22 protein-coding genes are annotated in these 23,866 nt (G+C 70.2%); 15 read left to right on the top strand and 7 right to left on the bottom strand.

What is annotated here, in order from left to right; translation table 11 throughout:
- Positions 1 to 84 precede the first annotated feature (84 nt).
- Positions 85 to 942: a helix-turn-helix transcriptional regulator gene (locus tag JKJ07_RS29905; RefSeq protein ID WP_202995208.1), complete on the top strand. Its 858-nt coding sequence runs from the start codon at positions 85 to 87 to the stop codon at positions 940 to 942.
- A 1,758-nt stretch (positions 943 to 2,700) separates the two neighbouring features.
- Here JKJ07_RS29905 and JKJ07_RS29900 read toward each other — a convergent pair.
- The gene (locus JKJ07_RS29900; protein WP_202995207.1) at positions 2,701 to 4,362 is read right to left on the bottom strand and encodes a helix-turn-helix domain-containing protein; all 1,662 of its coding nucleotides are present in this window, start codon (positions 4,360 to 4,362) and stop codon (positions 2,701 to 2,703) included.
- A gap of 90 nt (positions 4,363 to 4,452) precedes the next feature.
- Between JKJ07_RS29900 and JKJ07_RS29895 the strand changes: the two genes are divergently transcribed.
- Entirely contained in the window at positions 4,453 to 4,872 is a 420-nt protein-coding gene (locus JKJ07_RS29895) for a cupin domain-containing protein (protein WP_202995206.1), read from the top strand.
- Positions 4,865 to 6,052, top strand: coding sequence for an FAD binding domain-containing protein (locus JKJ07_RS29890; RefSeq protein WP_202995205.1), 1,188 nt, complete (start codon positions 4,865 to 4,867; stop codon positions 6,050 to 6,052). Before JKJ07_RS29895 ends, JKJ07_RS29890 begins: the two co-directional genes overlap by 8 nt.
- Here JKJ07_RS29890 and JKJ07_RS29885 read toward each other — a convergent pair.
- A complete protein-coding gene (locus tag JKJ07_RS29885; protein ID WP_202995204.1) occupies positions 6,049 to 6,891 on the bottom strand; it encodes a helix-turn-helix transcriptional regulator in 843 nt (280 codons plus the stop codon). The two genes, JKJ07_RS29890 and JKJ07_RS29885, sit on opposite strands and share 4 nt — an antisense overlap.
- A 111-nt stretch (positions 6,892 to 7,002) precedes the next feature.
- On the opposite strand from JKJ07_RS29885, the gene JKJ07_RS29880 reads away from it, so the two are divergent.
- Complete coding sequence (locus JKJ07_RS29880) at positions 7,003 to 7,440, top strand: TIGR03618 family F420-dependent PPOX class oxidoreductase (RefSeq protein WP_202995203.1); 438 nt, start codon at positions 7,003 to 7,005, stop codon at positions 7,438 to 7,440.
- A 43-nt stretch (positions 7,441 to 7,483) separates the two neighbouring features.
- Here JKJ07_RS29880 and fdhA read toward each other — a convergent pair whose 3' ends face one another.
- Positions 7,484 to 8,731, bottom strand: a complete 1,248-nt coding sequence (fdhA, locus tag JKJ07_RS29875) for a formaldehyde dehydrogenase, glutathione-independent (RefSeq protein WP_202995202.1) — start codon at positions 8,729 to 8,731, stop codon at positions 7,484 to 7,486.
- A gap of 295 nt (positions 8,732 to 9,026) precedes the next feature.
- Between fdhA and JKJ07_RS29870 the strand changes: the two genes are divergently transcribed.
- Positions 9,027 to 9,392 (top strand): hypothetical protein, encoded by a 366-nt coding sequence (locus JKJ07_RS29870; RefSeq protein WP_202995201.1) that lies wholly within the window; start codon positions 9,027 to 9,029, stop codon positions 9,390 to 9,392.
- A gap of 67 nt (positions 9,393 to 9,459) precedes the next feature.
- Here the strand turns inward: JKJ07_RS29870 and JKJ07_RS29865 are convergent, their stop codons facing one another.
- Entirely contained in the window at positions 9,460 to 9,645 is a 186-nt protein-coding gene (locus tag JKJ07_RS29865) for a Flp family type IVb pilin (protein WP_202995200.1), read from the bottom strand.
- 214 nt (positions 9,646 to 9,859) lie between these two features.
- Between JKJ07_RS29865 and JKJ07_RS29860 the strand changes: the two genes are divergently transcribed.
- From JKJ07_RS29860 to JKJ07_RS29845, 4 genes are all read left to right on the top strand, one after another.
- A complete protein-coding gene (locus JKJ07_RS29860) occupies positions 9,860 to 12,511 on the top strand; it encodes a putative bifunctional diguanylate cyclase/phosphodiesterase (RefSeq protein WP_202995199.1) in 2,652 nt (883 codons plus the stop codon).
- 78 nt (positions 12,512 to 12,589) lie between these two features.
- Complete coding sequence (locus JKJ07_RS29855) at positions 12,590 to 13,168, top strand: dihydrofolate reductase family protein (protein ID WP_236030155.1); 579 nt, start codon at positions 12,590 to 12,592, stop codon at positions 13,166 to 13,168.
- Between the two features lie 10 nt (positions 13,169 to 13,178).
- Positions 13,179 to 13,547, top strand: coding sequence for a YciI family protein (locus tag JKJ07_RS29850; protein ID WP_202995198.1), 369 nt, complete (start codon positions 13,179 to 13,181; stop codon positions 13,545 to 13,547).
- On the top strand, positions 13,538 to 14,728 hold the full coding sequence (locus JKJ07_RS29845) for an RNA polymerase sigma factor (protein WP_307834477.1): 1,191 nt from the start codon (positions 13,538 to 13,540) through the stop codon (positions 14,726 to 14,728). Before JKJ07_RS29850 ends, JKJ07_RS29845 begins: the two co-directional genes overlap by 10 nt.
- A 9-nt stretch (positions 14,729 to 14,737) precedes the next feature.
- Here the strand turns inward: JKJ07_RS29845 and JKJ07_RS29840 are convergent, their stop codons facing one another.
- A complete protein-coding gene (locus tag JKJ07_RS29840; RefSeq protein WP_202995197.1) occupies positions 14,738 to 15,052 on the bottom strand; it encodes a hypothetical protein in 315 nt (104 codons plus the stop codon).
- A gap of 55 nt (positions 15,053 to 15,107) precedes the next feature.
- Here JKJ07_RS29840 and JKJ07_RS29835 point away from each other — a divergent pair, with 55 nt between their 5' ends.
- Together JKJ07_RS29835 and JKJ07_RS29830 are read left to right on the top strand one after the other, a co-directional pair.
- Complete coding sequence (locus tag JKJ07_RS29835; protein WP_307834476.1) at positions 15,108 to 16,388, top strand: sensor histidine kinase; 1,281 nt, start codon at positions 15,108 to 15,110, stop codon at positions 16,386 to 16,388.
- A complete protein-coding gene (locus JKJ07_RS29830) occupies positions 16,385 to 17,008 on the top strand; it encodes a response regulator (protein WP_202995195.1) in 624 nt (207 codons plus the stop codon). The genes JKJ07_RS29835 and JKJ07_RS29830 overlap by 4 nt, the downstream gene beginning before the upstream one ends.
- Here the strand turns inward: JKJ07_RS29830 and JKJ07_RS29825 are convergent.
- Positions 17,005 to 17,667, bottom strand: coding sequence for a GntR family transcriptional regulator (locus JKJ07_RS29825; protein ID WP_202995194.1), 663 nt, complete (start codon positions 17,665 to 17,667; stop codon positions 17,005 to 17,007). The genes JKJ07_RS29830 and JKJ07_RS29825 overlap by 4 nt on opposite strands.
- A gap of 16 nt (positions 17,668 to 17,683) precedes the next feature.
- Between JKJ07_RS29825 and JKJ07_RS29820 the strand changes: the two genes are divergently transcribed.
- On the top strand, positions 17,684 to 20,437 hold the full coding sequence (locus tag JKJ07_RS29820) for an FAD-binding and (Fe-S)-binding domain-containing protein (RefSeq protein ID WP_236030154.1): 2,754 nt from the start codon (positions 17,684 to 17,686) through the stop codon (positions 20,435 to 20,437).
- On the opposite strand, the gene JKJ07_RS29815 is transcribed toward JKJ07_RS29820, so the two are convergent.
- On the bottom strand, positions 20,434 to 21,249 hold the full coding sequence (locus JKJ07_RS29815; RefSeq protein WP_202995192.1) for an alpha/beta fold hydrolase: 816 nt from the start codon (positions 21,247 to 21,249) through the stop codon (positions 20,434 to 20,436). The genes JKJ07_RS29820 and JKJ07_RS29815 overlap by 4 nt on opposite strands.
- A 534-nt stretch (positions 21,250 to 21,783) precedes the next feature.
- On the opposite strand from JKJ07_RS29815, the gene JKJ07_RS29810 reads away from it, so the two are divergent.
- The 3 genes from JKJ07_RS29810 to JKJ07_RS29800 all read left to right on the top strand — a co-directional run bounded on the left by JKJ07_RS29810 (position 21,784) and on the right by JKJ07_RS29800 (position 23,780).
- Positions 21,784 to 22,827 (top strand): hypothetical protein, encoded by a 1,044-nt coding sequence (locus tag JKJ07_RS29810; protein ID WP_202995191.1) that lies wholly within the window; start codon positions 21,784 to 21,786, stop codon positions 22,825 to 22,827.
- Between the two features lie 78 nt (positions 22,828 to 22,905).
- Positions 22,906 to 23,598, top strand: coding sequence for an alpha/beta fold hydrolase (locus tag JKJ07_RS29805; RefSeq protein ID WP_202995190.1), 693 nt, complete (start codon positions 22,906 to 22,908; stop codon positions 23,596 to 23,598).
- Entirely contained in the window at positions 23,595 to 23,780 is a 186-nt protein-coding gene (locus JKJ07_RS29800) for a hypothetical protein (RefSeq protein ID WP_202995189.1), read from the top strand. Before JKJ07_RS29805 ends, JKJ07_RS29800 begins: the two co-directional genes overlap by 4 nt.
- The last annotated feature ends 86 nt before the right edge of the window (positions 23,781 to 23,866 follow it).

Genomic DNA, 23,866 nt, shown 5'->3' with positions numbered 1-23,866 from the left:
CGATTTGCGGGGGTTCCGTCGCACGCTCGTGCCTAGGTCCGGCAGACCTACCCTGATTCCCGGCGGGCGGGGCAGACTTGGCTCATGAGTTCCCCGTACGCCCGTGAGCTGGGCGACTTCCTGCGCGCTCGCCGCGGCCGGCTGACCCCGCAGGACGTCGGCCTCGAGCCGGGCGGGCGGCGCCGGGTGAGCGGGCTGCGCCGCGAGGAGCTGGCTTTGCTGGCCGGCCTGAGCACGGATTACTACCAGCGCATGGAGCAGGGCCGCGACCTGCGCCCGTCCGACGACGTGCTCGACGCCCTGGCCGCCGCGCTCGACCTCGACGAGGAGGAACGGCGGCACCTGTTCGCGCTGGCCCGCGCGGCCCGCCGCCCGTCGCCCGGCCGGGTCACCCGCGGCCCCGAGGTCGTGCCCGAGAGCACCCGCCGCCTGCTGGCCGTGATGGCCACCCCCGCCGTGGTGCTGGGCCGCCACCTCGACGTGCTGGCCTGGAACACGATGGCCGAGGCTTTGCTGGGCGACCCCGCCGACTATCCCCCCGACCGCCTCAACATGCTCATGCTGATGTTCGACGACGCCCGCACGAACGAACGGCAGTGCGCCGACTGGGAACGCCAGGCCCTCGAATACATCGGCATGATGCGAGCCGCGATCGCCGCCGACCCCACCCACCCCCGCGCCACCGCAGTGGTAGGCGAACTAAGCATCCGCAGCCCCGAATTCCGCCGCCTATGGGCCCGCCACGACGTCCGCGAATCAGTCAGCGGCGTAAAAACCTTCCACGCCCCCGAGGTCGGCGACATAGTCCTCAACTGGGACACCTACCCCCTACCAGGCAACCCCGGCCCAGTAATGCTGGCCTTCACAGCCGAGCCCAACAGCCCAGACGCCGACCGCCTGCAACTGCTGGCCTCCCTGCACGCCACCCGCTCCCAGCGCTAACCCCACCCCGCCACCACACGACCCGCCGCCCCGCCCCGCGTCTCGGGGCCGTCCTGCTGCCGCACTGGACATCGCGATAGCCGACCACCCCGGGGCGACGTCTCAACCTCCAGGACGCCACCCGTGAGGCCGGCCGACTGGCTCTGTCGAGACCGCGGTTCGAGACCGCGGTGTGGGGCGAATAGGAAACCCCCACCGCCACCTTCCGCCCGAACGTAAAGCAGTCCCGTTTACGGCCGCACGGCCAGGCGCCCGCCGCCCCGACAGCTGAGTGACCGTATCCGCAGCGAGCTCAGAAATGCAGTGCCGGCCGACGATGCGACACCCAAGCCGCGCGAATCCACCACTTGGGGAGCACCTGTCATATTGACGAGCGAATTGGTCGATACCTCGCCAGGTGTTCCCTCGCTATGCTTGCGGCCCGCGCAATCCACTACGCCGCCGGATCGACCTCGGGGCGACTACAGATTTTTCGCCGCGACGGAATAGTTCTTGCCCCTTTCCATCACCGCTTCCTGGCATTCCGGGCCGATTCTTTCTAGCAAATTCCGGGCGTTTCAGAAACCGGGGTGAGAGATTTTCGGGGCGGGCTGTAATCAGTTCCGGCCGAGGCGGGTTTGCGTTGTGGATCGGTTGGGTGCGGGTGCGCGGGTGCCGACAACGGCGAGTCGCCGGCTCGGCTTACGGCGCCCGCCCGACCCGCAGCGCCCGCACGGCCGCAGGTCCAGTCCGGCCCCCGGGTCCAGCCCAGCCTCCAGTTCCAGCCCGGCCTCCAGGTCCAGCCCGGCCTCCAGGTCCAGCCCGGCTTACGGTGCTCACCAGATCCGTGACGCCACCCGCCCAGCGTGCGGCTTCGGTCCGGGGCCGGGGTGGGGCCTGCGGTGCCACGGCGGGACGGAAAGCGGGTTCAGCCCGAGCAGCGGCGTCGGTCCGGGGCCGGGGTGGGGCCAGCGGTGCCACGGCGGGACGGAAAGCGGGTTCAGCCCGAGCAGCGGCGTCGCTACGGCGCCGGGGTGGGGCCAGCGGTGCCACGGCGGGACGGAAAGCGGGTTCAGCCCGAGCAGCGGCGTCGGTACGGCGCCGGGGTGGGGCCAGCGGTGCCACGGCGGGACGGAAAGCGGGTTCAGCCTGAGCAGTGGATTCGGTCCGGGGCGCGGGTTCAGCACGCGTTACGGCGCCCGCCCGGCTCGCGGTCTCGGGCCCACCGACCGCCGGCGGGGCGGCCTGCCGTAGGCCACGCCCGGCCGGCGAGCCTCCGCGGCTTGGGCCGGTGGAGCGCGGCCGCCGGACCTTGATCTCGTCGTCGATCAAGGTCGCCCACGGCATGGACTCGACGTGGTCATGTAAGCCCAACCCGGTGCACTCACTCGAACAGCCGTGCAGCCGGCACAGCTTCTCCGCGTGGCGACGGACCAAGCCCCAACGCCGCCGCTCGGCATGATCTCGACGGAATTCCACCGCGCCCGGTGAATAATGGCGCGCTTTTGTGCGGTCACGCATAGCAGCCGTCTCGGGACGGGTGAACAATTGAAGCTGCTGGTACCGCATAAATACATTATCTCGACCGCGGAGATCGTTAGCAAATTGCGGATCATGCCATTTTCAGGAGACACACCGGAGCCGAACATTAAATTGTTCAGCCAATCGGCATCAATTGGCCGGGGCGGCGCGAGTCGTGCGCGGTTACGACCCACGGCGGCGCGAGTCGTGCGCGGTTACGACCCGCGGCGGCGCGTGTCTCGTTGAAACGGGAACGGCTTAAGTAACTAGCCCGGTCGCGCCGGGGGTGGTGAGGGCGTCGGCTACGTCGTCGGCGTTCAGGGCTACCTGTAGTTCGGCCAGGACGCGTACGTGGGACGTGGAGACGCCGAGGAGTTGTTCGGCCTTGCGGATCCGTAGGTTGACGGTGTTGGGGTGGACGAACAGGGCGGCGGCCGTGGCTGCGGTGTTGAGGTCGTTGGTGACGTACGCGCGGAGGGTCTGCTCCAAAGCCGTGCCGCGGGCGGCGTCGTACGTGCGTAGCGGGGCCAGGGTCTCGGCTGCGAAGCGGCGCAGTTCGCCGATGTCCTGCAGCTGCAGCAGCAGGCCGTGAACGCCCAGCGACTCGAAGCTGGCCACCGTGTCGGTGCGGCCGCGCAGGCGGGCGATGGTCGCGGCGCCCCGGCCCCGGCGGTAGGCGGCCGGATAGTCGGCCGGCTCGGTGCAGGGCGGCGAGACAGCCACGGCGGTCTCGGGGCCGGCGCCCGCGCGGCGCAGCTGGGCCAGCAATGCGGCGGCATGTCCGGTGGCGTCGGCCGCCCACAGCAGCACCACGTCGTCGCCGATCGTTCCGACCAGGGCCCGGGGCTGCGCGGCGGCGGCCAGCGAGCGGGCGACGGAGAGGACGCGGGCCGGCCCGCCGCTGACGACGATGACCGAGTGCGGCTTGGTCAGGTCGATGCCCAGGCGCGCCGCCCGCTCGACCGCGGTCGTCAGGCCGGCCAGCAGGTCGGTGACCACCTCGCCGGAGAGCCGCCACTCGACCTCGTGCGCGGTGCGGGCCCGCAGGATCTCGAGCGCGCAGACCGTGGCCGCGTGCTCCAGGGCCCGGACGTCGAGCGCGGGCAGGGGTGACGAGGGCGCCGGCACGACGATCCGGGCCACGGTCTCGTTGCCCAGCACCACCGGCGTGGAGTGGCCCTCCCCGTCGACGGGCGGGCCCACGGCGGCCAGCGGGACCTCGGACGGCTCCTCGACGACCAGCACCGGCGTGCTCATCAGCTCGGCCAGCGCGGCCGCGACCCCGGCCACTCCCCCGCCGCGCAGGGCGACCCGGGTGAACTGCTCGTGCACCTCCTCGGCGCGGAGCAGATCGGCGATGGTGGCGGCCTCCCGCTCACGCAGCCGGGCCGTCTGGATAGCCACCCCGGCCTGCTCGGCCAGCAGCGAGAGCAGCTCCTGCTCGCCGGGGCCGAAGTCGTGCGGGATGCGGGTGTAGCAGTTGAGCGTGCCGACCGGGCGGCCGGCCGAGAACACCGGCACCGAGATCATCGAGCGGTAGCCCTGCTGGCGGGCGACCCCGCCCCAGGGCAGGAACGTGGCGTCGGCGACGGTGTCGGCCACCTGCACCGACGTGCCGGTCAGGAAGGCGCGGCTGGACGGCGCGCGGGGTTCGCCCGCGGGTTCGAGCACGACCGGGTGGTCGGCGTTGACCTGCTCGATGTAGCGCGGGGACAGGCCGTGGGCCCCGGTGATGACCAGTTTTGTGCGCTCCTCGTCGACCAGCAGCACGGCGCAGAAGTCGTACCCGAGGAGGTTGGCGGCCGTGCCGGACACGAGGTCGAGCACCTCGGGCAGCGAGACCGGCCGGTTGAGGGCAGTCGCGATCGCGGCGATGGCCTCCAGCCAGGGACGCAGCTGCACGGCACCGGTCGTCTGCATGCCGGAGACTGTGCCACCACAACTGACCCGGCGCCATACCTGTGTGGCCGCACATGTCGCGACCGACGGCCGGATCGCAGAGTCATACCCATGAACGACGACGTCGGCGTGCAAATTGTTCGCGCCAATGAGCTGTCAGATCAGACACCCCAGACGTCCGGCCTCCAGCGGTTCGAGGCCGTCTCCGCCCGCCTCGGCTCCCGCGACCTGTGGATGGGCCTCTCCGTGCTGCCGGCCGGGAGCAAGACCGGCGTGCACCACCACGGCCACTCGGAGACCGCGCTCTACGTGCTCAGCGGGGTCGGCCGCTGGTGGGTCGGCGACCGGCTCGACACCGTCCGCGAGGCGCATCCGGGCGACTTCGTCTACATCAAGCCGGACGTCGTGCACTGGGAAGAAAATGCGAGCCAGACCGAGCCCGTACGGATGATCGTGGCGCGCACGACGCAGGACGCCATCGTGGTCAACCTGCCCGAGCACCCGTACGGGCCTGGGACCGGCCATGAATGACCGGGGGCGCGCCATCGTGGTCGGCGGCTCGTTCGCCGGGCTGACCGCGGCTCTGCTGCTGCGCGAGCAGGGCTTCGAGGTCGACATCTTCGAGCGTACGGGTGATTATCTCGACGGCCGGGGCGGCGGGATCGTGCTGCAGCCCGACACCGTGCGCTGGATCCAGGAGCGGCCGCACCCGTTCACCGTCGAGGACGTCAGCATCGGCTCGACGGTGATGCGCTACCTCGGCGAGGACAACAAGATCGCGTACGAGGAGGCGGCCGCCTGGCGGTTCAGCTCGTGGACGACGATGTACCGGGTGCTGTTCGACGACTTCGGCCCCGAGCACTATCACCTGGGCGAGTTCGCGGTCGGGCTCGACCAGGACGACGACGGGGTGACGCTGCGGTTCGTCAGCGGGCGTACGGAACGGGCTTCGCTCGTCGTTTTCGCGGACGGCGTCTCGTCGGTCGGGCGCCGGCGGCTGCAGCCCCGGGTGATGCCGCGCTACGCGGGCTACATCGGCTGGCGGGGATGCGTACCGGAAGATGCCGTCACGGCCGAGACCGCCGATCTGATCAATGACGCGCTCGCCTACTCGGTCATCGACTCGTCCCACATTTGCATGTACGCGATTCCAGGCGCGGACGGCAGCCTTTCGCGGGGGAAACGGCAGCTGAACTACATCTGGTATCGCAACGTGGCCGAGGGCCCGGCGCTCGACGAGATGACCACCGATCTGCGCGGCTTCACGGCCCCCGTCTCCGTCCACCCCGGACAGGTGCAACGGCGGTTCGTCGACCAGATGCGTACGGAGGCCGCGTCTTTGCTGCCCCCCGCGGCCGCCGAGCTGATCGCGCGCACGCCCGAGCCGTACATCCAGATCGTGCTCGACATCGCCGTCCGCAACATGGCGTTCGGCCGGGTCGCGCTGATCGGCGACGCCGCGTTCGCCGCCCGCCCCCACGCCGCCGCCGGCACCGCCAAGGCCGCCGCCGACGCGTGGTCCCTGGCCGCGGCGCTGGCGGCCGAGCCCGACATCCCGCGCGCCCTGGCCGCCTGGGAGCCGTCCCGCCTCGAACTGGGCAACGACCTGCTGAGCCGGGTGGCCGAGATGGGCGCCCGCTCCCAGTTCACCAACACCTGGGACCCGGCCGACCCGGCACTGCACTTCGGCCTGTACGGCCCGGACCGCTAGACGCCGAACTTCTGACTGCCGAGCACCTCCAGGAAGGCGATCTGCTCGTGGGCGTTCGAGCCGGGGCGGGGACGGAACAGGATCAGGCGGTGGCCGGTGGACGGGCTCAGCACGACGTCGCATTGCAGATCGAGCGGGCCGACCAGCGGGTGCCGGATGAGCTTGGGCGCCGAGGTCAGCGGGGCCACCTGCTGCTGGGCCCACACGTCACGAAACTCGGCGCTGCGCTCGAGCAGGTCGGCCACCAGCCCCTGGCCGAACCGGTCACCCGCCGACCGCTGGGCGAGGCCGGCGCGCAGATCGGCCGCGTACGCCCGGCCGATGCGCTCGTGCTCGGCCGGGTCGTTGCTGTCGCGCGACGACGGATCGGCGAACCACCGCCAGGTGACGTTGGAGGCGTAACCGGGCAGGCCGGTCCAGACACCCCACAGGTTCTCCGCGGCACGGTTCTGCGCGACGACCGTGAGCAGATCGTCGGTCACCTGGGCCGGGGTGGGCCCGAGCGCGTCGAGCAGATAGATCATCGCCGGGTCGACGTGGGCCAGCGGCGAGCGCGGCTCGGGCGGCTGCTGCCCGGCCAGCCGGAACAGGTAGTCCTGCTCGTCGCCGGTGAGCCGGATCGCCCGGGCCAGGCTGGCCAGCGCCGCCGCGGACGGGGTGCGGACCCGGCCCTGCTCCAGCCGGGAGTAGTAGTCGGGCGACAACGCGGCCAGGCTCGCGACTTCCTCGCGGCGCAGCCCCGGAGTGCGGCGCCGGCCACCACCGGGCAGGCCCACATCCTCGGGCCGCAACCGTTCCCGCCGGTGGCGGAGGAACTCGCCGAGCGCTTTGTCGTCCATGCCGACCTCCCCCTCGTACGGCGCGAACCCAGCATCGCCGGAGGGAGGCGGGATATGAAGGCCGTGTTCAGCCTAGGTCTGCCACACCCTGGCTACGGCTAAGTTTCAGCTATGACGACGTTGGAGGACTTCGCGGAGCTGGCAACTGCCGAGCGGGGGCTGGTGACCGTGTCCACGCTGCGGGCGGACGGGAGCATTCAGGCGTCGCTGGTGAACGCGGGCGTGCTCGATCACCCGCTGACCGGCGTACGGGCGCTGGGGTTTGTGACTTATGGGCGGGTGAAGCTGAGCAATCTGCGGGCGCGGCCCCAGATCGCCGTGTCGGTGCGGTCGGGGTGGAAGTGGGCCACGGTCGAGGGCTCGGCCGGGCTGATCGGGCCGGACGATCCCGCGGCGGGGGTCGACGGTGAGCGGCTGCGGCTGATGTTGCGCGAGGTGTTCACGGCGGCCGGTGGCACGCATGACGACTGGGACGAGTACGACCGGGTGATGGCCGAGCAGCGACGGACCGTGGTGCTGCTCGAACCGTCCCGGGTCTACAGCAACTGACCGCGGTGCCGGCGACCTGGGCCGGCACCGCGGGGACGACAGCTCAGGCGGCCCGCCTCGGCACCATGCCGTGCGGGTCGAGCACGTACTTCTTGGCCGCGCCCTGGTCGAAGTCCTGATAGCCCTGCGGGGCCTCGTCCAGGCCGATGGCCACGGCGTTGACGTTCTTCGCGATCTGCACCTTGTCGTGCAGGATCGCCATCATCAGGTTGCGGTTGTACTTCATGACCGGGCACTGACCGGTGACGAACGAGTGCGACTTGGCCCAGCCCAGCCCCAGCCGCAGCGAGAGCGAACCCACCTTGGCCGCCTCGTCCACGCCGCCCGGGTCACCGGTGACGTACAGGCCGGGGATGCCGATCGCGCCGCCCGCACGGGTCAGCTGCATCAGCGAGTTGAGCACCGTGGCCGGCTGCTCCACATCGGAATCCGCGCCGTGCCCGCGGGCCTCGAAGCCGACCGCGTCGACGGCCGAGTCGACCAGCGGCTCACCGATCGCCGACCAGTCGCTGCCGAGGATCCCGGCGATCTGCTCGACCGGGTCGCCCTGGGCCACGTTGATCGTCTCGCAGCCGAAGCTGCGGGCCTGGGCCAGCCGTTCCTCGTTGAGGTCGCCCACGATGACGACCGCCGCGCCCAGCAGCCACGCGGACGTGGCCGCCGCCAGGCCGACCGGTCCCGCCCCGGCGATGTAGACCGTCGAGCCGGAGGTGACACCCGCGCTGACACAGCCGTGATAGCCGGTCGGGAAGATGTCGGCCAGCATGGCCAGGTCGAGCGCCTTCTCGATGGCCTGGTCGCGGTCGGGGAACTTGAGCAGGTTCCAGTCCGCGTACGGCACCAGCACGTATTCGGCCTGGCCGCCGACCCAGCCGCCCATGTCGACATAGCCGTACGCCGAGCCGGGCCGGTCCGGGTTGACGTTCAGGCAGATGCCGGTCTTGCCTTCCTTGCAGTTGCGGCAGCGCCCGCAGGCGATGTTGAACGGCACCGAGCAGACGTCGCCCGGCTTGATGAACTCGACGCCCGGCCCGACGTCGACGACCTCACCGGTGATCTCGTGCCCGAGCACCAGCCCCTGGGGCGCCGTGGTGCGTCCGCGCACCATGTGCTGGTCGCTGCCGCAGATGTTGGTGGCGACCGTCTTGAGGATCGCACCGTGCGGCACCTTGCGGCCGACGTTCAGTTTGTTGACGCCGGGGCCGTCCTTCAACTCGTACGTGGGGTAGTCGATGGTGTGCACCTCGACCTTGCCGGGGCCCTCGTAGACCACCGCGCGATTGGCTGGCATCGTTGCCTCCCATGGTCGTGTGGCGCCTGTGAGTGACGGTCTCGTCACGGCACCATGAACGCCATGTTTCACGGGCAGCGCCGGAAAGAGAACCGGTAGACGCGGGAACAGATGCGCAATTGGTGATAAGACTCCGCGCGCAGTAGCAGGGCCCGGCACATAGCCCGCCCTCCCAGGGGGACCCCCACCAGCACCATTTTATCGAGCTGGGCCGATCTTCGCGGCGACCCCTGTGGACAACCTTGGATTGTGGACAACGCCGACGATCATGCGGGCGGGTCTTAGGGTTCTGCGCGTGGAGTTCGTGCGAGTGCAGGCTGTGCGGTGGGTTGATGTCGAGTGGCCGGGGTGGGTCGAGGTCCGGCTGCAGGAGGCGGAGGGGTCGGTGGCCGTGATCGTGGAGAAGGCGCCGGTGTTGTCCGACGATGACGACTTCGGGCCCTGGACCGAGTTGCCCGTGCCGCTCGAGATCGCGTGCGACGTCGTCGGCTGGGAGGTCGCGGATGAGGGGCACCGGGTGGCGACGGTGCGGCTCGGGCACGGCGTCGAAGACAGCGAGGGCCGGGGAACGTTCCGCGTGCGGGAGGACGACGTGGTGACCCAGCCAAGAGCCGGCGACGGCGACGGCGACGAAACGCTGCGACGGCCGGATAGCCACTAAGCCGGCCGCTGCGAAGGCGACCGGCGAGGGCGTTCAAGTGCGGAATGGGCCCTGAGACAGGGATAGGTCAGGAGGCGACCAGCTTGTTGCCGACCGTCGTGAAGAGGTCGCTGATCTTGCCGCCGAAAATGGTGGCGCCGGCGATCAGCGCGATGGCGATCAGCGTGACCAGCAGGCCGTATTCGACGGCGGTGGCGCCCTCGTCGGAGCGTGTCGTCAGCCTGGCCTGAATATATGCGGCGATGTAGCTCATGATCTCTTCCCCCAGTGGTCAAGCGGTCGTACGCCACCACTTATCGGGCCGCCGCCCGTGGAGTTGAGTGCCGCCCGGGTTGCCGATGAGTTGCGCGCTTGTCGGCAGGACGGGGGATAGGACGCCCGGGACCAAAGTGACAGGATGGCCGTAACCCCCTCGGCGTCGGTTCGTTAGGCGGGTACAGAACAGTTCACCCCCGAGAACTACCTGGATGACATTGATGGCAGGCGGATCCCCTCTCCGGCCGGTCACGTTGGCCGTCGGGGCCCTCGTGGCCACGGCGACGTTGATCGCCGGGCTGATCCTGCTCGAACCGCGGGCAGTGGCGGGCTTCCTGACGGCCGCCTCGGCCGTGACCGCCGCCGTGATGGTGCGCGCGGCCCTCAAGGGCCGGGCCGCCGGCCCCCGGCTGCGGGTGTACGCCCTGGCCGGCGGGCTCGGCCTGACCGCCGCGGCCGGCGCCGCCAGTGGGGTCGCCACGCTGGTGGCGTCCGAGGTGCTGGTCGGCGGGGTTCCGCTGCCGGCCGAGATCCCGCTGGTCGCGCTGTTCCTGGTGGCGATCACGTTCCTGCCCGCGATCCTGCGCCCGCATCAGCGCCGCGACTCGCTGGCCCAGCTGCGGATCGGGCTCGACGTGCTCGGGGTGACCGCCTGCCTGCTCTTCGCATCGTGGATGCTGCTGTTCAACGGCGACGGCGAGCGTCGCGGCGCCTCGATCACCGCGCTGATCTGCGGGGGCAGCGCCGCCGCCACGGTCGCGGTCAACGGTGTGCACGCGCTGCGGCAGCGGGCCGCCCTGCAGTGGTGCGGCCCGGCCGCGGCCCTGGCCCTGATCGGCCTGACCGCGCTGGTCATCGGCATGGATTATCCGCAGGAGGCGAACGCCGAGATCGCCGCGGTGGTCGCCGCGGGCGCGATCAACGTGGCCGCCCTCATGCTCTGGCACGGCTCGGTGCGCCTCTCCCCCGACGAGAGCCCGATGCCGCCGCCCGGCAGCGAACCGTCGGCCGGCTTCCCGCTGCTCGCGGCCCCGGTGCTCGGGTCGGCCCTGGTCACCGTCTATCACCTGCTGCAGGGCGGCCGGCTCGACGCGCCGTCGATCGCGCTGGGCTCGGTCGCGATCACGGCCGTGGCCGCGCGGGAGTGGGTGTCGTCGGTGGCCCTGCGCCGCCAGGCGGGGCATCTCACCGATCAGGGCAACCGGCTGCGCAGCCTGATGTTCGGCTCGGCCGACGTGGCCCTGGTGCTCGACTCCAACCTGGCCGTGCGCTGGCAGTCGGCGGCCACCGCGCGCCAGTTCGGGCTCTCCGACCAGGAGGTTCTCGGTCGCGCGGTGTCGGCCCTGGTGCATCCCGATCAGGTCGAGGCCGTGCACGCCTACCTGTTCGAGCGGATGACCCGGGCCGATTTCGACGAGGACAACGGCCTTTCCGTACGGCTGAGGGACGGCTTCGGGCGGTGGCGCGAGACCGAGTGGACCACGAGCGGCGCCGACCCCGCCGAGGCCGGGCACACGCTGGTCGTGCACGTCCGCGACGTCACCAACATGCGTGACCTGGAGGAGGCGCTGCGCCAGTCCACCCACCTCGACCGGCAGACCGGGCTGGCCAACCGGGAGGGCCTGGTGCGCGCGGCCGAGCTGACCCCCGACGCGGGCGCGATCATCGTCGTCGAGCTGGGCGGGCTGACCGCGATCGGCGACGTGCGCGGGCGTGACCTGGCCGAACTGGTGCTGGTCGAGGCGGCCCGGCGGCTGCGCACCCAGGTGGCGGGGGCCGACATCCCGGCCCGCGTCGGCGAGACCCGGTTCGCGGTGCTCACCCACAGCGGAGCCGTACGGGCCCACCTGCTCGCCGGCCAGCTGGTCAACGCGCTCTCGGCGCCATACATGACGGCCGGCACCGTCTCGCACCTGTCCGCGTGGGGCGGCCTGGCCGACGTGACCGAGGAGCACGACTCCGACGAGGTGATCCGCCGGGCGGCGCTGGCGCTGCGGTCCGTACGGTCGGGGCCGCCAGGCGCCGTCGAGTGGTACGAGGCCGAGATGGAGACCCGCCTGCTGCGCCGCTCGACGCTGGAGCAGGATCTGCCGGGCGCGGTCACCCGGGGCGAGATCGACGTGCGCTATCAGCCCGTGCTCGAGCTGGACGGGCGCCGGCCGGTCGGGGTGGAGGCCCTGCCGACGTGGCGGCACCCCCAGCTCGGCGTGGTGCCGGCCGACGAGTTGCAGGCCGTGGCCGAGGATCTGGGCCTGCGCAGCCCCATCGAGCAGGCCGTGCTGCAGCGCTCGTGCCGGCTGCTGGCCCGCTGGCGGCAGCTCAACGACTCGCTGTGGCTGGCCGTCAACGTGCGGCCCCGCCAGCTCGTCGACCCGGCGTTCCAGGCGACGCTCGACACCGCGCTGGAGGATCACGACCTGCCCCATTCGGCGCTCGTCATCGAGATCGCCGAGCAACACCTTTCCGACGTACGGGAGGACGCCCACCAGCCGCCCGTCGAGGACATCGCCGCCCAGCTCGGCCGGTTGCGCGCGGCCGGCGTGCGCACGGCGGTCGACAACTTCGGCACCGGCCCGACGTCGCTGAGCCGGCTGCGCATCCTTCCGATCGACCTGCTCAAGATCGACCGCGAGGTGTTCGCCGACCCGGTCGAGACGTTCCGGCAGGCGGGCGCGGTGATGGACGTGGCGGTGACGCTCGGGCGGCGGCTCGGCATGGAGGTCATCGCGCACGGCCTGGAGGACGCGCTCGACCTCGACACCGCGCAGACGGCGGGCTGCCGGCTCGGCCAGGGCGACCTGCTGGGCCGCCCGATGCCCGCCGAACGCCTGGAGGCCCTGCTGGAGCAGATGCGCGTCCAATAGAAGGAAATTTCTCTCAGCTGTCGATCGGCAGGCGACCCAATCGTCATCCCTCGACAGCACACGATGAGAGGAACCACGATGATCACCGTCTTCCAGAACGTGACCCTCGACGGCGTCATGCAGGCGCCCGGCCGCAAGGGCGAGGACGACCGGGGCGGCTTCGAGCACGGCGGCTGGGCCGACGGGTACGCCGACGAGGTGTCGATGGGCTTCGCCGCCGAGGGCATGAGCCGCCAGGACGGGGCACTGCTGTTCGGCCGCCGCACGTACGAGGATCTGCTCGGCTTCTGGACCACGACCGAGCGCCCCAACCCGTTCACCGACGTGCTGGTCAACGCGCGCAAGCTGGTCGTCACCCGCTCGGCGGACACCACGGCGGCCTACCCGAACACCGAGCTGCTGGTCGGCGACGCGGTCAAGACGGTCGCCGAGCACCGGGAGACCGGCCTGACGATCATGGGCAGCGGCGAGCTGATCCGCGCCCTGCACGCCGCCCGCATGATCGACACGTACGTGCTGCAGATCCACCCAATCGTCCTGGGCTCGGGCACGAAGCTGTTTGCCAGTGAAGAGGATGGCGAGCGCGCGAATCTCGAACTGGAGCGCACGATTCCGACCACGACGGGCGTGATCATCGCCCAGTACGCTGTCCGCTGAGGGGGCCGAGATGCGCTACACGCTGCTGTTTCACTACCAGGAACTGACGACCGACGAGCTCGGGCCGGAGATGCTGGCCGAGGGTCAGCGGGCGATGTCGAGTTACGCGGCGACCCTGCACGCGGCCGGGGTGCTCGTCAGCGGCGAGGTGCTGCACCCGTCCGAGCTTTCCACCACCGTACGGGTCAGGGACGGCTCGACGCAGGTGCAGGACGGCCCGTTCGCCGACACGAAGGAGCAGCTCGCCGGCACGATCGTGATCGACGTGCCCGACCTGGACGCGGCGATCGAGTGGGCCCGCCAGGCGCCGCAGGCCCAGTGGGGCACGGTCGAGATCCGTCCGGTGGGGACCCACCTCGTGGACGGTGTGTGGAGTTGAGCCGGGACGAGGCGCGCGCGGCCGCCGAGAGGGCCGCGCGGGCCTCGTACGGGAAGCTTGTCGCCCTGCTCGCGGCGCCCGCGGGTGACCTCGCCCAGGCCGAGGACGCGCTGGCCGGGGCATTCGAGCAGGCCCTGCGCCGGTGGCCCGAGACCGGCGTGCCCGCGAACCCGGCGGGGTGGCTGCTCACCGTGGCCCGCAACCGCCGCCGCGACGAGTGGCGCAAGCCCGCCGCCGTCCCGCTCGGGGAGGACAGCGCGAGCCTCGATCCCCTGGCCGACCACGACCCGTACGCGATCGGCGACAAGCGGCTCGAGCTGCTGTTCGTCTGCGCGCACCCGGCCATTGACCAAGCCGCCCGTACGCCCCTGATGCTGCAGACCGTGCTCGGCTTCGAGGCCGCCGAGATCGCTCGAGCGTACGCTGTCCCGCCCGCGACGATGGCGCAACGGCTGGTCCGGGCCAAGAAGCGGATCAAGCAGGCCCGCATCCCGTTCACCGTGCCCGATCGCCGGATCATGCCCGAGCGGCTGCCCGCGGTGCTGGAGGCGGTCTACGGCTGCGCGGCGATCGCGTGGCGCGGCGACCCCGGCGAGGCGCAGTATCTGGCCGTCACCCTGGCCGCGCTGCTGGGCGACGAGGCCGAGGCGTGGGGCCTGGCCGCGCTGACCACGCTCATGCTGGCCCGGCGCCGGCCGTCGTTCGTGCCGCTGGACGAGCAGGACCCGGCCGGCTGGGACGCGGCGCTGGTCGACGAGGGCGAGGCCTACCTGCGCCGCTGTGGGTCCGCCGGACCGCCCGGACGCTTCCAGCTCGAGGCCGCCATCCAGGCCGTCCACTGTGATCGCCGCCGGACCGGGGTGACCGACTGGGCCGCCCTGCACACCCTGTACGCGGCCCTGCTCACCGTCGCGCCCAGCCTCGGCGCCCGGGTCGCGGCGGCCACGGTGGTGGGCCGGATCGAGGGCCCCTCAGCCGGGCTGGCCGCGCTGCCGACCGGCGCCGAGACGTTCCAGCCGTACTGGGCGGCCCGCGCCGACCTGCTCGCCCGCGCGGGCCGGGACGCCACGGCCGCCTACCAAAAGGCCGCAGAACTCACCGACGACCCCGACGTCGCAGCCTTCCTGACCGCGCGAATCAAAGCTGCCAAGCGACCGCGCGGACCAAAGCTGCCGAAATGAGCGCGCGGATCAGCGCTTCCGGATGATCGCGCCCACCAGAGCCAGGACGGCCGACGCGACCACGAAGACGACACCGGCCGTGGTGGAGGAGCCCGTCGCCAGGAACGCCCCGAAAGTGCCGATCGCCAGCACCGACCCGAACGAGCCGAGGGCCAGCACCGAGCCGAACGACGCCAGCGACGCGACCGACAGCACCGAGGCGTAGGAGAACACCGACAAGATCGACCCGTACGAGCCGACCGACAGCACCGAGTCTCGCGAGTAGATGCTGAGGATCGATCCGCTCGACTTGTACGACAGGATGTTCTTGGTCAGGCGAGGCATCCCCCATTGTCTCGCACATGCCATCATGGCGAGACCCCGCCGGAAGTGGAGACCCGTGAGCATCGAGGCCGAACTGCGCGAGGAGTTCGACCGCTGGGAGAGCAAGGGCACGCTGGCCCTCAAGCTCCTGCCCTACGTCCTCCTGGCCGTCGGCGTCGTCGTCACCCTGCTGCGGCCGATGGGCGACGAGCCGGTCCACCTGACCGTGGTGCTCGGGCTCTCGATCACGACGGCACTGTGGATCCTGTGGTTCGACACGCTGCACCCGGCGTGGCACGACAACCGCCCGCTGATGGGCTTCTACTACGCCGGGCTCATGCTGCAGATCGCCGGCCTGGTCGCGCTCGCCCCGTGGTACGGCTTCTTCGCGTTCACCGGCTATCCCCAGGCCTTCCATCTGCACGGCCGCTGGCGCTACGCCGGTGCGGCCGCGACCGCGATGATCTCGGCGGCGGCCTTCCTGGGCGGCGTCGGCACGATCAACGCCGAGGATCTGTGGACGGCCTGGCTCGCCGTCGGGGCGTTGTCCGGGGTGCTGGCGGTGGCGCTCTTCTACTTCACCGAACGGGCCGTGCACCGCAACGACATGCAGCGGCAGGCGCTGGTCGAGCTGCACGAGGCGAACGTCAAGCTCGAGGCCGCGCTGGCCGAGAACGCCGGGCTGCAGGCCCAGCTGATGGTGCAGGCGCGCGAGGCGGGCGTGCTCGACGAGCGGCAGCGCCTGGCCCGCGAGATCCACGACACGCTGGCCCAGAGCCTGGCCGGCATTCTGACCCAGCTGCAGGCGGCCGAGCAGACCATTGACGACCCGGCGACGCTGCGGCGGCACATGACGGCGGCGATGACGCTGACCCGCGACAGCCTGACCGAGGCCCGCGAGACCGTGTACGCCGTGCAGCCGGCGGTGCTGGCCGAGGCCCGGCTGCCCGACGCGATCGGCGCCGTGGCCCGGCAGTGGTCGCAGGTCAACGCGGTCGAGGCGGCCGTCACCACCACCGGCGACGCCCGGCCCCTGCACGCCGACGTCGAGGTGACGCTGCTCCGGACGGCGCAGGAGGCCCTGGCCAACGTGGCCAAGCACGCCCGGGCGGGCCGGGTCAGCCTGACCCTGTCGTACATGGAGGACCTGGTCACCCTGGACGTGCTCGACGACGGGGTGGGCTTCGACCCGGAGGCGAGAAGGGCCAACGGATCCCGCAACGGCGGATTCGGGCTGGCCGGCATGCGGCAGCGGGTGCAGCGCCTCGCGGGGCGGCTGGACATCGAATCGGAACCGGGTGGCGGCACGGCGGTCTCGGCCACCGTGCCCGCCATCCCAGCTGGAGGTGGGGATTGATCTCGCTGTTGATCGTCGACGATCACCCGGTGGTGCGTGACGGCCTGCGCGGCATGTTCAGCGCCGACCCGCGCTTCGAGGTGCTGGGCGAGGCCGGCGACGGCGCCGAGGCGGTGACCGCGGCCGAGACGCTGCGGCCGGACGTGATCCTGATGGACCTGCGGATGCCGCGCACCGACGGGGTCACCGCCATCCGCGAGCTGGCCGCACGCAAGGTGCCCGCGCGGGTGCTGGTGCTGACCACGTACGACACCGACAGCGACGTCATCCCGGCCATCGAGGCGGGCGCCACCGGCTACCTGCTCAAGGACGCGCCGCGCGACGAGCTGTTCCGGGCCGTGGAGGCGGCCGCGCAGGGGCAGGCGGTGCTCTCCCCCGTGGTCGCGACCCGGCTGATGGGGCAGATGCGCCAGCCCGCCGCCGCCCCGCTGTCGCAGCGTGAGATCGAGGTGCTGGCGCTGATCGCGAAGGGCAAGACGAACCGGGAGGCGGCCAGGCAGCTGCTGATCAGCGAGGCCACGGTGAAGACGCACCTGCTGCACGTCTACGCCAAGCTCGAGGTCAGCGATCGCGCGGCCGCCGTGGCTACGGCGTTCTCCCGCGGCTACCTGACTCCTTAGGTTTTGAGCCGGTCGACGAGCAGGCGGCCGGTCGACTCCAGGTGGGCTCGCATGGCCGCCTCGGCCGCGGGACCGTCCCGGCGCAGCACGGCCGTCACCACCGGTTCGTGCTCGGCGTGGATCTCGGCCAGGGTGCGTCCGCTGGCCGTCGTCGGCGGGCCGAGCAGGGCGGTCGTCGAGCGCAGCTGGGCGACGATCGCGGCCGAGCGGTTGTTTCCGGCCGTGCGCAGCAGCAGGTCGTGCAGCGCGCGGTCGGCCGGCCAGAACGCGGCCTCGTCCCCCCGGGCGGCCGCGACCGCCATCGCGGCGAGCGCCTCCCGGATGGCCGTGTGCTCCTCCTCCGTACCGGAAAGGGCTGCTTTTGCCGCCGCGGCGGGTTCCAGGGCCAACCGGATCTCGACGATCTCCTCGACGTCGTGGACGCGGGGCCGCAGCACCCGGAAGCCGCGGTTGCGCCGGATCTCGACCAGGCCCGCCTCGGCCAGCCGCAGCATGCCTTCGCGGACCGGGCTGCGCGACACCCCCAGCAGCTCGGCCAGCTGATACACCGAATACGTCTGGTCGGGCACGAGCTGGCCCGAGGCCACGCCGTCCCGCACGGCCTGGGCGACGGCGTCGGCGAGCGTCGGGGCCTCAGGTGGCAGGCTCAGATTCGGCACGCGTAACATGTTACTCATGAGCGACGTGGTGGGTGCACTGGAAAAGGCCGGGCTCGAGGTGCGGTCCGACGCCGGCACGCGGGGGATGTATGCCTCCGACGCCTCGCTCTATCGGGTGCCGCCGCTGGCCGTCGTACGCCCCCGGCACGTCGACGAGGTGGCCGCGGCCCTGGCGATCGCCCGCGAGACCGGCACCCCGTTCACCTCGCGCGGGGCGGGCACGTCGGTGGCAGGCAACGCGATCGGCCCGGGCATCGTGCTCGACTTCTCCCGCCACCTCAACCGGGTGCTCGAGATCGACCCCATCTCCCGTACGGCGGTGGTCGAGCCCGGCACCATCCACGCGACGCTGCAGAAGGCGGCCACCCCCCACGGCGTACGGTTCGGGCCCGACCCCTCGACCCACCCGCGGTGCACGATCGGCGGCATGATCGGCAACAACGCCTGCGGTTCGCGCTCGCTGGCGTACGGGCGCACCTCGGATAACGTCGTCGCATTGGAACTGCTGACCGCGGCCGGGGACAAATTGGACACGACCGCGCCGCAGGGGCCGGTCGTCGATTCACTTAAACAGGTCATTGGGCGCCATTTGGCCACCGCCCGCACCGAGTTCGACACCTTCGGCCGCCAGGTCTCCGGCTACGCCGTCCAGCATCTGCTGCCCGAGCGTTTCGACCTGACCCAGGCGTTCGTCGGGTCGGAGGGCACGCTCGGCGTCATCACCCAGGCCACTGTGCGTCTGGTCGTCGATTCGCCCGTACGGGTGGTGGTCGTCCTCGGCTTCAAAGACATCGTGGCCGCCGGCGAGGCCTCCCCCGCGGTGGTCGCCCACGGCCCGACCTCGTGCGAGGGCCTCGACTCGCGGCTGCTCGACGTGCTGCGCGCCCGTCGTGGCGCCGCTGCCGTCCCGCCCCTGCCCCGCGGCGGCGCCTGGCTCTTCGTCGAACTCGCCGGCGAAGAGCTCGGCGAGGTCGAGGCGCGGGCCCGCAAGCTCGCGGCGGACGGCATCGCCGACGACGCCCTGGTCGTCACCGACCCGGTCACCCAGGCCCGGCTGTGGCGCATCCGCGAGGACGGCGCGGGCTTGGCCGGCCGCTCCCCCGCCGACCGCCCCGCCTGGCCCGGCTGGGAGGACGCCGCAGTCCCACCGGCCCGCCTCGGCGCGTATCTGGCCCGCTTCGACGAGCTCGTGGCCGCGTACGGGATGAGCTCGGCGCCTTTCGGCCACTTCGGCGACGGCTGCATGCACGTCCGGCTCGACTTCCCCCTCGACCAGCCCGGCGGCACCAAGGTGATGCGCGACTTCCTCGTCGACGCGGCCAAACTGGTCGGCGAGTTCGGCGGCTCCCTCTCCGGCGAACACGGCGACGGCCGTGCCCGCTCAGAGCTGCTGCCCCACATGTATTCCGCCGACGCCATCGCCCTCTTCGCCGGCATCAAGCACGCCTTCGACCCCGGCAACCTGCTCAACCCCGGCGTGCTCGTCGACCCCGACCCGGTCGACGCTGCTGTTCGCCCCGCCTCGTTCCCGTTGAAGGGCTTGGCGCTGGCCTACCCCCACGACGACGGCGACCTGGCCCAGGCCGTCCACCGCTGCACCGGCGTCGGCAAGTGCCGCGCCGACAACTCCGCCGCCGGCGGCGTGATGTGCCCGTCCTACCTGGCCACCCGCGAGGAGAAGGACTCGACCCGCGGCCGCGCCCGCATCCTGCAAGAGGTCGTCCGCGGCGAGCTGCCCTGGTCCCACCCGTCGGTGCACGACTCGCTCGACCTCTGCCTGTCCTGCAAGGGCTGCGCCTCCGACTGCCCCACCGGCATCGACATGGCCACCTACAAGTCCGAGGCCCTGCACCAGAAGTTCCGCGGTCGCCTGCGCCCCCGCTCGCATTACACGCTGGGCCGCCTGCCGTTCTGGTCCCGCCTCGCCGGCTGGACCCCCGGCCTGGCCAACCTGGGCACCCGCCTGCCCGGCCTCCGCCGCCTCGCCCTGTGGCTGGCCGGCGTCGACAAGCGACGGTCCGTCCCCGCCTTCGCCAAGCGCCCCTTCCGCCGCACCTTCAAGCCCTCGACCGGCGGCACCCCCGTCGTCCTGTTCGCCGACTCCTTCTCCGACGCCTTCTCCCCCGAAGTAGCCGAGTCCACCGTCCGCGTCCTCCGCGCCGCAGGCTACGAACCCCGCCTCCCCTCAGGCCAGGTCTGCTGCGGCCTCACCTGGATCACGACAGGCCAACTCGACTCCGCCAAGAAAATCCTTTCCCGTACGGTCGAAGCCCTGGCCCCCGACGCCCGAGCCGGCATCCCGATCGTCGGCATCGAACCTTCCTGTACGGCGGTCCTCCGCTCCGACATCCACGAGCTGCTCCCCGGTTCGGCCGACGCCACCGCGGTAGCCGCTTCGGTCCGCACCCTGGCCGAACTCCTCGCCGAAACCCCCGGCTGGACCCCACCCGACCTCTCCGACGTGTCGCTGATCGCCCAGCCCCACTGCCACCACCACGCTGTGCTGGGCTGGAAGGCCGACGCCGACCTGCTAGCCACAACCGGAGCGCAAGTCAAACGCCTCTCCGGCTGCTGCGGCCTAGCCGGCAACTTCGGCGTCGAAATCGGCCATTATGAGGTCTCAGTAGCAGTAGCCGAACAACAACTACTCCCAGCCCTGGACGCCACCCCCGACGCCCTCGTCCTGGCCGACGGCTTCTCGTGCCGCACCCAGGTAGCCGACCTGCGCACCCGCCCCGCCATCCACCTGGCCCAACTGCTGGACCGCTAGGCGTTCGCCATCCACCCATTCGTGGCAAAGGAGTCGAGACGCTCGCCGATCAGCCGGTAGAACGCGTCGGGCTCATCGATCATCGGGAAATGCCCCGCCCCGTCAACCTGATACATGGAGTCACCCAGGATCTCCTTCAGATGGGCCACGTCGCTGTGCGAGCCGTGCACGTAGGCGCTCGGACCGAGCGTGCCGAGGATGCCGGCCAGGTCGCGATGATCACACCAGTCCACAAGGGACTTCGCGAGCCCGTGCAGACCACGCGGGTCACATCGCCGGTACCACTTCACCCATTCCCTGTGACTGCGTTCCGGCGAACGTTCGAGCCACTGGACGAACTCGGAGAAGCCTCGCTCCTTGAAGTCGTTGGCGCTCTGCTGAGCCACGCCCCGGCTGACCAATCCGCAGTCATCGGCCACCAGGTTTCCTTCGACACTGATGAACCCGGCGAGGTCGGGCAACTTCCGCGCGGCGACGACACCGATCGCGCCGCCCATGCTGTGGCAGACGAGATATAGATGCCGCCGGTCGAACTCGCTCAACAGCGACGTGACGACTTCGGCGGCTCCCTCGATGTCGGCGCGCTCGGGCAGTGAGCCTGACTCGCCGTGCTCGGGGAAGTCGAAGGTCAGCAACGAGTACTCGGCCAGCGCCCCGGCGGTGAAGGCGCCGTCGAAGCTCTCCTTGGCGCAGCCGAAGCCGTGCATGAACACAAGCAGGTCCTCGCCGCGTTTCCGATGGCGCCTGGCGACGTGAACCTTGCCCCTTTGAGCCGACACCGACCTCGTCTCAACAGTCACGACAGACTTCAATCCTCACTCGCAGTTGATCTCCGGACCAACCGCTCGCTGATCGGCCCAATCCATCCCAACGTGACAACCGCCCCGTTCGGAACAAGATGCCCCGAGGTACACCCTGGCGGGTGAAGCCACGAAGTATTCCATAAGATCCACAATGGATCCGGCCCGGCGATTGGCTGTCCACGTGGATTCGGCGGCAATCCTTGCCCCTAAGGCATGGATCCATCAGGTCTGGCCGGAATGACCAGTCCGCCTCTATCATCATGCGCCCCCCATGCAACTCCTACACATCTCGCACGAGCCGCACAACAGGTCCGACGACATATCAACACCACGCGCGAATCAAGATTCTCGATCATTCGCCAGCGAGTGCGATCTATACCACGAGTGTTCACCGTGGTACCGTCCGCTTCTATAGGCTGAAAAGCTGAAGTGCCTCAATCAAGATTCAAAACTGTTGATCTGGAACGCCCTGGCATTGCGGCAACCTACTTTCAGTCCAACACATATCTTGATGTTGAACCGGCGGCGGATGGAAGCGGACAGGTGACCGTACTCGCTGATGCCTATTCAGCCGCCCGCAGCTTGGGCGATCACCCACAAGATCACGGCTGGCGCGAGCTGTATCGGTTGTTCGCCTACGGCCTCGAACAGGAGGCTCCGGACCTCGGCAACACGGTGACGACGTCCCGTAAGGCGCGGTCGGAGTGCAGCTTCACGCACTTGATGACACTCCTGGGTATTGCCGTCAAGAAGGTCGGCCCGGCGTCGTTCGATGAGTTGGTCGACGCCCGGATACCGCCCGCGCAGCGCCTCGCGGCTCTCGAGGTCACGCTGAGGGACAAGGGTGGCGACATCACCGAGATCCTCACCAGCAGGCAGAACTCGTTCACGGCGGCGCGGCGCGTCCTGGTCGTTCAGATCATTCTGGGCGCCTACTTCGGCGGCGGCAGGGGAAACACGGTCGACTTCGCCGATCTCGGAACCGGCCTCGGCGTGCTACCTCGCCAGCTGAACTCGCAGATTCTGTTCGACCGGTTCAGCGCGGATCTTCGGTGGAACGGCCGCCAACCACTGTTCCAGCCCATTCCGTTCGCCGCCCGCCACGGCGTGGACCGCGGCCCGCGGCCAGACGACCAATGGGTGCACGCCTGCTACGGCGCCACCGAATACTATGCGGACCTCTATCGCGAGCTCGAGTTGTCACTGGACGCTCCCGGTGTGATGGAGACAGCCGTGCGCTACCACGAATTCGACATCCTGAAGCAGCGTGAGCTGGCCCGATTCATCCGGCGCTACCAGATCAACGCGGTCAATCTGAGCTACGTCCTCTACGAGATCGAACCGGAGCGCCGGGCTCTGGTGATCGATGTCCTTCGCAAGAGCTTGCGCGCGCCGGAAATAATAATTGTCACGGAGCCGGTCGCGGAATTGACCAAGCCGGGTTGCACCGTGACGGTCTACGACGATTCCCGAGCGGCTCCGCAGCAGGTGTGCATGGTTTCGGACGGCCATTTCCGCGGCGACGTGCTCCCGCTCGACGATTTCGAGTCGTTCGTCGATCGCCATCCGGTCCTCACGAACCCCTGAGGAGGCGATCTTGTGAACAGTCCGGCCGATCAGCACTCCGACTCTGCCCTTTCGACCCGGTTGCGCATCCCCCGTTGGGTGGCCGTGGCCTCCGGCGCCCTGGGCAGTGTCATCGGCGTCGCAACGAACCTCTACTCCTCCGAGTTTCGTGCCGGGTTGGAGAACATCGGCGATCTGAACACGACCCTGGTCTCCGGGGTGGTCACCGCCGTCGTGGCGGGCGGCACCACGGCCGGCTTCTATCGATGGTCGATCAAGCGCCGGCAACAGCTGACCGTGACGGACGGGACGATCGCGATCCAGCCCGGAGTCAAGGACTTCACCGACCGGCCGATCGACGAGAAGGTGATCGGGCGTGATCTTCACTATCTGGAGGCCAAACGCGACTCGACCGACCTCATCGTGTTCCTGCACGGTCTCGGTCTCGACGCGTTCGACTTCCGGCCGTACATGGTGGAGAGCCGCTATCACTGCGTGGCGCTGACGTTCTACGGCTTCAACGACATCGAGAAGGACGACGACCACTACGGCGTGATCTCGCTCGAGTCACACATGGCGCTGCTCGCCTACGCGCTCGACCGACTGCACCGGAGAAGTTGCTCGAGCTTCTCGGGTCGGCCTCGCAGCTCGATGAGTTCCGCTACCTCTGCGAGTATCTCTACAAGATCTTGGACAAGAACTTCGCTCAGGTGCAGCGGCACGCCACCGAGGTCGTGCAGAAGTGGGACGTCGAGTCACCCGCACAGTTCCTCAACTACCTGGGCCGGTTGATCAAAGCGACCGGCGGCGTACACGTCATCCTGTCGTACAACTACGAGGACCTGTTCAGTCAGGTCAGCCAGGGAGCCGACGATCGAGGGCTGGACGTCAACAGCCTGGAGTGCTGCCAGAACGACCACTTCGAGCTGATCAGCGCTGCCTTTCTCAAAGAGCGCCTCGAGGGCCTGCTCTGACCCACGGGTCCTGCATACCGTGCCACGTTCAGGACCATGTGACGTTGTCCCTGGAGGGTCGATCTGGGTGAAGACAATCAACGGGG

This window comes from Paractinoplanes lichenicola, from assembly GCF_016785085.1.
Classification (GTDB): domain Bacteria; phylum Actinomycetota; class Actinomycetes; order Mycobacteriales; family Micromonosporaceae; genus Actinoplanes; species Actinoplanes lichenicola.
The sequence above is the reverse complement of the archived record's forward strand: the minus strand, read 5'-3'. Positions and strand labels throughout refer to the sequence as shown.